The sequence below is a fragment of the Helicobacter didelphidarum genome (genome assembly GCF_003364195.1).
GTDB lineage: Bacteria > Campylobacterota > Campylobacteria > Campylobacterales > Helicobacteraceae > Helicobacter_A > Helicobacter_A didelphidarum.
Genome location: NZ_NXLQ01000226.1, coordinates 1 through 397 on the forward strand (window position 1 = coordinate 1; position 397 = coordinate 397).

1 protein-coding gene is annotated in these 397 nt (G+C 29.5%); it reads right to left on the bottom strand.

Going from position 1 to position 397, the window contains the following annotated elements; translation table 11 throughout:
- Positions 1 to 397: hypothetical protein (locus CQA53_RS13480; RefSeq protein WP_245945930.1), on the bottom strand; the 397-nt coding region annotated here is incomplete at both ends.

Consider the following 397-nt stretch of genomic DNA (forward strand, 5'->3'; position numbering starts at 1 on the left):
AAATTTCCTTTTTATAATGTATGTGCAACCTATACTATCCTCGAACCATGCAAGTTTATAACTCGCCATAGATTCTTGCTCTAAATTATAGCGTCTTGTATTCCAAGTATCAAGTAGAATTATTGATGTAATGTTATCTTTGGAGATAGTTTTTTTGTTGCTATACAGAATTGCCATCATATCATATCTAGTCTTTTTTATTTCTCCTATATATACTGCATATTCTCTATGATTCTGCAAATAGAATTGCTGTTCTTTACTCATCTTATAAGCTCTTTTATTCAACTCCTCCCAATCAAGCGTATCTAAACTCAATCCAAAGTAACTTAAGATTTTATTATATTTCTCCTCATTATTTGGTAATTCATTAAGCTTACACATCTTTTTAAATTCGTGA